Origin of the sequence: Catenulispora sp. GP43, assembly GCF_041260665.1 — a bacterium.
GTDB lineage: Bacteria > Actinomycetota > Actinomycetes > Streptomycetales > Catenulisporaceae > Catenulispora.
In genome coordinates this window covers 25,657-32,788 of sequence record NZ_JBGCCT010000050.1, presented here as the reverse complement: position 1 = coordinate 32,788, position 7,132 = coordinate 25,657, and the positions used below count along the sequence as shown (strand labels likewise).

Genomic DNA, 7,132 nt, shown 5'->3' with positions numbered 1-7,132 from the left:
ACCGAAATCCGCGAGGTCCAGCACGCCTGGGCCCAAGCAGGACTGGACCTGGCGGCCTGACCCCCATCACATCTGCAGAAACGGCGAAAGCCGAGCTCATGTCCACTCCGTAGCTGGTTGGGCACCCGCGCGATCATCCGCCTCCTCCGCACCATGCGTCCGCCGATCATGAACGGCAACCGTGCGGCACCCAGTCGGGTGATGGCGGCTGCGGCGGCTCCACGTCGCTCGACCCCCTCCGCTCCTTACAATCACTGAAGGCGCCGTTCGAACACAGGGGGTACCGATGGGGCCTGGCGACTCGGACCTGTCCATCGCAGTACTCGGACCCACCGAATGCCGGTGGGGCGCGCAGCGGGTCCCCCTCGGCGGGGCGATGCAGGAGCGGCTGGTCGTCGCGATGACGGTGGCGGCCGGACGGGCCGTGTCGTTGGCCGACCTGGTCGCCGCGGTCTGGGATGACGACCCTCCCGCCACGGCCGTGCACCAGATCCGGAAGATGGTCGCCGATCTGCGCCGGCGGATCCCCGGCGGGGCCGGTGTGCTCCGGACGGTCGGGGCCGGCTACCAGCTGGCGGTGGCCGGCTCGAACGTGGATGCGGCGCGGTTCGTGGATCTGCTCGCCCGGTCCCGGGCGGCTCGGACGCCGGCAGCCGCGGAGTTGCTGCGGGAAGCGGTCGATCTGTGGCGGGGCCCGATCCCGGTCCAGGGTAGGGCGTTCGACGCATGGGCCGCCGGTTTGGCCGAGCAGCGTCTCATCGCGGTGGAGGATCTCCTGGCCTTGCGGCTGGAGCTGGGAGCATCGTCCGAGCTGGTCGGCGAGCTGCGGCAGCTGGTCGGTGAGCACCCCCTGCGCGAGCGGCTGCGCGGCCAGCTGATGACCGCCTTGTGCCGCGGCGGCCGACAGGCCGAGGCGCTCGAGGAGTATCAGCGCGTCCGCGCCGTACTGGCAGACGAGCTCGGTGTCGATCCCGGGCCGGAGTTGCAGGCGCTTCATCAGGACATCCTTCGAGGCGGTCCGGATGTCTCCGTCGGCCGATCCCACCGCCCGGCGCCGTGCTCGCTTCCGTACGACCTGCCCGACTTCACCGGGCGTGCCGCCGAACTCAAGGAGCTGATAGAGGACCCCGGCTTCGAATCGGCCGTGCGCATCTTCCTGATCGAGGGCATGGGCGGCTCCGGCAAGACCACGCTGGCCGTGCACGCCGCGCACCGGCTGGCCGAGCGCTTCCCGGACGGCCAGCTCTACCTCGACCTCGGCGCGTTCACCGCCGGCCGCGAGCGGCTCGATACCAGCAGCGCGTTGGTGATACTGCTGCGCGGCCTGGGCGTTCCGGCCGCCGACATCCCGACCGACCTTCCCGGTCGCACCGCACTGTGGCGGATCACCACCGCGAACCTCAGGATCCTGCTCCTGTTGGACAACGCCGCCGACGCCGAGCACCTACGACCGCTGCTCCCGGGCTCCCCGGGCTGTCTGGTGCTGGCCACCAGCCGGGTGCGCCTGGCCGGGGTGGACGGGGCCCGGGTTGTGCCGCTGGGCGCGCTGAGCGCACAGGACAGCAGGTCGCTGGTCGCCAGGATCGCCGGCCGGCACCGGACCGACGACGACCCCGAGGCGCTGTCGGCCCTGGTCGAACAATGCGGAGGACTCCCGCTGGCGCTCCGCATCGCGGCCAGCCGCCTCGCCGACCGGCCCCTGTGGAACGTGCGTTACCTGGCCGACCGGCTGAGCCGCGACTCCCTGCGCCTGGGCGAGCTGTCCGCCGGCCAGCGCAGCGTGGCGGCGAGTATCCGTCTCTCCCACGAGGTGATGGACCCCGAAGCCCGCGAAGCGTTCCGCCTGCTCGGGCTGTTCCCCGGCCACGACTTCGACGCCGAGTCCGCGGCGGCGCTGTTCGGCTCACCGGTCGCGCGGGCCGAGCGGTGCCTGGAACTCCTGGTGGACGTCAACCTGCTGGAGCAGCACGCCGCCGGCCGGTACGCGTTCCACGACCTGGTCCGCGACGTCGCGCGATCACTGCCGTCGCCGGATGAGGACCGTGACACCGACGCCCTGTGGCGGCTGGCCGACCACTACCTGCGCTGGGGCATGGCCGCCGTCGATCTGCTGTTCCCGGGCAGTGAGTTCATCGTCTCCAGACTCTCCGAGCCCTCCGAGCCCTCCGAGCCCTCCGAGCCCTCCGCATGCCCGCGGCCGGTCTTCGAAGACGGCGAGGCGGCATCGGCGTGGCTTGAGCGCGACCACGCGAACATCACGGCCGCCGCCGTCATGGCCGGGGAACACGGTCTGTGCCAGGAGGGCATGGCCCTGTTCAACATGGCAGCCAACCACCATCTGAAGCGCGGACACGACCACGCCAAGTGGACGGTGGCCTGCGAATCCATGCTCATCCTGGTCCGACGGGACGGCGACCCGGCCCTGGTCGCCCACGCGGCCTCCTTGGTATCCGGCGCGTACTACACCGTCGGACGCACCAGGGCCGGACACCTCCTGATGGAGGAAGCGCTGCGTCTCGCAGAACAGAGCGGAAACCCCGTGGATCAGGCGCTCTACCTGTCGAAGCTCGGCCTCTTCTCGAAGATACTCGGGGACTACCCGCGGGCCATGCGGGAGTACCGGCAGGCGATCGAATTCCTCGCCGGGTCCAAAAAACGCGAGGCGCTAGCCCTCGCACTGGTGAATCTGGCCTCCGCCCAGGAGGCGGTCGGCGACTTCGCAGGAAGCCTGGCGACAGCCACCGAGGCGCTGGAGGTCTACAAGAGCATCGGCGGCTGGCACTCGGAGCCCCTGGCCCTGCTCAACATCGGCAACGCCGAGGTCGGGCTCGGGCGATGGGAGGCGGCGCGCGACCATTTCATTGAGGCGTACGCGCTTGTGGAGCACACGGGCGCCGAAGTCCACCGGCCGATCGTCATGGCGCGCCTGGCTCGCATCCACCAAATGCTCGGTGCCCACCGCGAGGCCCGCGAGTGGTCGGGACGGGCCCGCGAATGTCTTCGCGGCGCCATCTTCCCTTATGTGGCCGTGAGCATCCTGAACCTGCTCGGGGCGTCAGCGCGTGATCGTGCTGAGTACGCGGAGGCCGCACGCGACCACCGGGACGCTCTCACCCGCGCGACCGATCTGGAGCTCCGCAGCGGCGTCGCTGTGGCCCTGCAAGGTCTGGCCGCCGCCGAGGACGGCCTCGGCGAACACGGCAGCGCCCGGACGCATCGGGCCGAGGCGTCCGACCACTTCGCGGCGATGGGGATCGACCGGGACGTCGAGCAGCCTCTGGTCTGGTGCTGACCGGTCACTGACTCGGCGACCACGACGGGGATTCGTCAGGTATCTCGTCAGGACCGCGTCGGTATACGCCGCGCCGACCATGGGTGACGAGCGCCGGCCGCGATGGCTGGCGCCGATCCATACCTAAGGACCCTTATGAGCTACGAGTTCCCGGTGGACGCCGCCGCCCTCTACGGCGAGCGCCGCCCCCAGTTCGTCAACCAGGGCCTCCCCGCCGCCGATCTGGACGAGGCGATGTCCCGGGTCGGCGACGTGTGGTCGGACCAGCCCGGCGGCTGGACCCGCGAGTTCTCCGACCTGGCCGCACGCTACGCCGACGCCGGCGAGCACTACCTGTCCGCCCTGGCCTTCGGCGTGGCCAGGTTCCCGACACTGGCCGACGAGGCCAAGCGGCAGGCCATGACGCTTCAGATCGAGCAGTACGCCAAGGCCGCGCCGACGTTCCCGGTGGCCTTCGAACGCCGCGTCCTGGACATCCCGTACCTCGGCGGCACGACCCCGGTGCCGGTCCACATCCTGTCCGCGTCCGCCGAACGCTCCGCGCGCCCGGTCGTCATCCTCAGCGGCGGCCTGGACACCTGGAAGGTGGACATGCACGCGATGGCGGTGGCCTTCGTACAGACGGCGGACGTGGCGGTCATGGCGTTCGACCACCCGGGAACCGGCGAGACCGCGGCCCCGCTGGACGGGCACGCCCTGGACGTGATCGACGGCCTCATCGCCGCGGCCCGCGAACTGGGCGACGGCCGCGTCGCGCACGCCGGCTTCTCCTTCGGCGCGAACCTGTCCGGGTCCTCCGGGCTGCGCGGCGTGGTGGACGCGGCGATCGACCTCGGCGGGCCGATGGTGGCGTCGTTCACCCCCGCCAACTTCGAGCACCTGATGTTCGGGATGCGCGACATCGCCGGCAACGCCTTCGGCTTCGACGCGATCCCGACCCTGGAGCAGCTCATGGCCGCGGTCAAGCCCTTCGACCGCACCGACCTGCTGTCCCAGGACGCGAACTGCCCGATGCTCGTCGTCAACGGCGCGGACGACGTCCACGTGGTCCGCGAGGACACGCTGGTGTTCGAAGGCCGCCGCGACACCGAGGTGCACCTCATCCCGGACACCGGCCACTGCGCGGCGTCCAAACTGCCCGAGGTCGTCGCGCTGATGGCCGAATGGCTGCGCGCTCGTCTTGTCTGACACCAGCCGCCCCTGGCCTGCGGTTCCGCAGCTCAGGGGCACTTCTGGACGTCGTTCCGACTCCCTCGTGCCACGACAAAGCGCGGACGCCACGCCGCGCACGGAGATGCCGGAGACACGTATCCGTGCGCAATATGCTACGCGCTGTCAATGTCCGCATAAAAAAGGGTTGTCGCCGGTATAAGCCTGCTGCGGCATAGCCGGCGGGCGGTGCCGGAACGTCCGAGGAAGGCCCGCCATGTCGGATGAAATCTCCGGTGGCCCGTATATCCCAGCGCAGCTGAGCCGTCGAGGGCTGCTCGTCGCAGGAGGCGCCGGCGTTGCTGCCGCGACCGCCTTCGATACTCTGATCAGCCCGGCGCCTGCTTCCGCGTCGGTGCTGCGGCCGCAGGCACCATTGCCCGGGGCCAGCATCCCCAAATACGTCACCGACCTCGCCACCTTCAGTGGGCAGCGGGTCCGTGCCGCTTCGATGACGACCGCGTTCGTCGAGTTCGCGCAGCAGGTGCTCCCGCCCTCGATGTATCCGAGTGCGTATTCGGAAGGCACTTGGGTCTGGGGCTATCAGGTGGCGGACCGGCCGGCGAGTTGGCCGGGGTTCACCGTCGAGGCTTTGGCGGGGCGGCCCACCACGGTCCGCTACGTCAATCGGCTGCCGGGTGTCGACTGCGGTTCCCGAGTGGCCCCGCTGCTCACGGTCGACCAGACGATCCACTGGGCCGACCCGCTGAACCAGATGGGTTCCTTCACGCCGTACCGCGGTCCGATCCCGGCCGTCGCGCACCTGCACGGCGGCGAGGTGCCCTCCGGCGCCGACGGTGGGCCGCAGGGCTGGTTCACCGCGGACGGCCGGCGCGGTCCCGGCTACGCCACGTTCGGCTGGGCGGCGCCGAACGAGGCCGTCTACCTGTACCCGAACGAACAGCCCTCCTGCACGCTGTGGTTCCACGATCACGCCCTCGGCGTCACCGGGCTCAACGTGTACGCCGGCCTCGCCGCGTTCTACCTGGTGCGCGACGAATACGACACAGGCCTTCCGGACAACCCGCTCCGGCTGCCCGCCGACCCGTACGAGATCGAGATCGCGATCCAGGACCGGCAGTTCGACACCAACGGCCAGCTGCTCTTCCCCGACGGCTCGAACCCCGCCGCGGAAGCCCTGGTCGGACCTCCGCCCAACCCCGCCGCTCATCCGTACTGGACCCCGGCGTACCTCGGCGACGCAATGGTCGTCAACGGCCGCACCTGGCCGGTGCTCGCCGTCGAGCCGCGCCGCTATCGCTTCCGCGTCCTGAACGGATGCAACGGCCGGTATCTGTCGATGAACCTCACGGAGGCGGCCAACGCGGGTCGCCACTACGCGCCGTCCGCAGTGCCGTTCTGGCAGATCGGCACCGACGGCGGACTGCTCGACAGGCCGGTGGAACTGAACGCGCCCCACCGGCAGGACGCGAAACGGCTCGTGCTCGCTCCGGCAGAGCGTGCCGACCTGATCATCGACTTCTCCGGGCTCGAGGGCTGCTCGCTGATCCTGACGAACAACGCGGTCCACTCCTACCCGCGCGGTGTGCTGCCGGACCCGAACCTGGACGGCCAGATCATGCGGATCGAGGTGTGTCTCCCGCTCAAGGGACGGGACACCACGTACAACCCGGCGCACTGCAAACCGCTGCGCGGCGGCCCCGGCCGGCCGATGCCCATCGCCCGGCTCGCCGACCCCGAACGCGGAAGCGTGGTCCGGGGTCTGCCGGTGGACGCCAAGCGCCAGCTCTTGCTCAGCGAGCAGGTCACGCTGCCGTGCGTCCCGCCGCCGGGCGGTCGCGGAACACTCATCGCACTGGTCAACAACAGTTCTTTCACCGGCCTGCGTTCCGGCACCAGCACCCCGGTCTCAGGCTCGCAGCCCGACGCATACGGCCAAGGCCTGTGGCTGACCGAGCGGCCGCGGGTGGGGGCCACCGAGGTCTGGGAGATCCTCAACGCCTCGATGCTCGCGCACCCGATCCACATCCATCTGGTCCAGTTCCAGCTCGTCAGCCGGCAGGACCTCAAGGTCCGCGACTACCGCACCGCCTGGGGCAAGGAGTTCCCCGGCGGGACCTTCGAGGGCCAGAAGTGCGACGGCACACTGGGCGAAGTCAGCTACGGGCCGGGCACGATCATCCCCGGCTACGGCTCGCCCCGCGACTACCTCACACCGAACACGGACGGAGCCCTCGGCGGCAACCTGGCCTTCGGCCCCTTCCTGAGCGGGCCGGTCATCCCCCCGGACCCGAACGAAGCAGGCTGGAAGGACACGGTCAACGTCCAGCCGGGACAGGTGACCAGGGTGATCGCCCGCTGGGCGCCCACCGGCACCCCGGTCGGCGCCGTCGTACCGGGAGAGAACCGTTTCCCCTTCGACCCGACCGTGGGGCCGGGCTACGTCTGGCACTGCCACATCATCGACCATGAGGACAACGAGATGATGCGGCCCTACGCCCCCATGCGCTGAGGTCGCCGCGAAAACACCCCCTGAGCTGGAATTCCACAGCTCAGGGGGTGTTTTCGCGCGACGGCGGAGCCAGTGGGAGATCACCGGGCACCGGTACGTCTGAGTAGACTCCGTCCGGGCCGCACGCGGATACGACAGGACGTTGTCATAGCTGTGCG

Annotated in this window: 3 protein-coding genes; all 3 read left to right on the top strand. The window is 70.2% G+C overall.

Annotation, left to right across the window (positions count from 1 at the left end; translation table 11 throughout):
* Nucleotides 1–286: 286 nt before the first annotated feature.
* The 3 genes from ABH926_RS50805 (at nucleotide 287) to ABH926_RS50795 (ending at nucleotide 6,974) form a co-directional block, all read left to right on the top strand.
* Nucleotides 287–3,292 carry a BTAD domain-containing putative transcriptional regulator gene (locus ABH926_RS50805; protein ID WP_370374631.1) on the top strand — a complete coding sequence of 1,002 codons (3,006 nt, stop codon included), beginning with the start codon at nucleotides 287–289 and terminating at the stop codon, nucleotides 3,290–3,292.
* 135 nt (nucleotides 3,293–3,427) lie between these two features.
* Nucleotides 3,428–4,480 carry an alpha/beta hydrolase gene (locus ABH926_RS50800; RefSeq protein ID WP_370374630.1) on the top strand — a complete coding sequence of 351 codons (1,053 nt, stop codon included), beginning with the start codon at nucleotides 3,428–3,430 and terminating at the stop codon, nucleotides 4,478–4,480.
* A gap of 238 nt (nucleotides 4,481–4,718) precedes the next feature.
* Nucleotides 4,719–6,974, top strand: a complete 2,256-nt coding sequence (locus ABH926_RS50795; protein ID WP_370374629.1) for a multicopper oxidase family protein — start codon at nucleotides 4,719–4,721, stop codon at nucleotides 6,972–6,974.
* Nucleotides 6,975–7,132 lie beyond the last annotated feature (158 nt).

Excerpts from the sequence above, each read along its gene's own strand:
- ABH926_RS50805 (WP_370374631.1), top strand. The coding sequence starts at position 287 with ATGGGGCCTGGCGACTCGGACCTGTCCATCGCAGTACTCGGACCCACC.
- ABH926_RS50800 (WP_370374630.1), top strand. The coding sequence starts at position 3,428 with ATGAGCTACGAGTTCCCGGTGGACGCCGCCGCCCTCTACGGCGAGCGC.
- ABH926_RS50795 (WP_370374629.1), top strand. The coding sequence starts at position 4,719 with ATGTCGGATGAAATCTCCGGTGGCCCGTATATCCCAGCGCAGCTGAGC.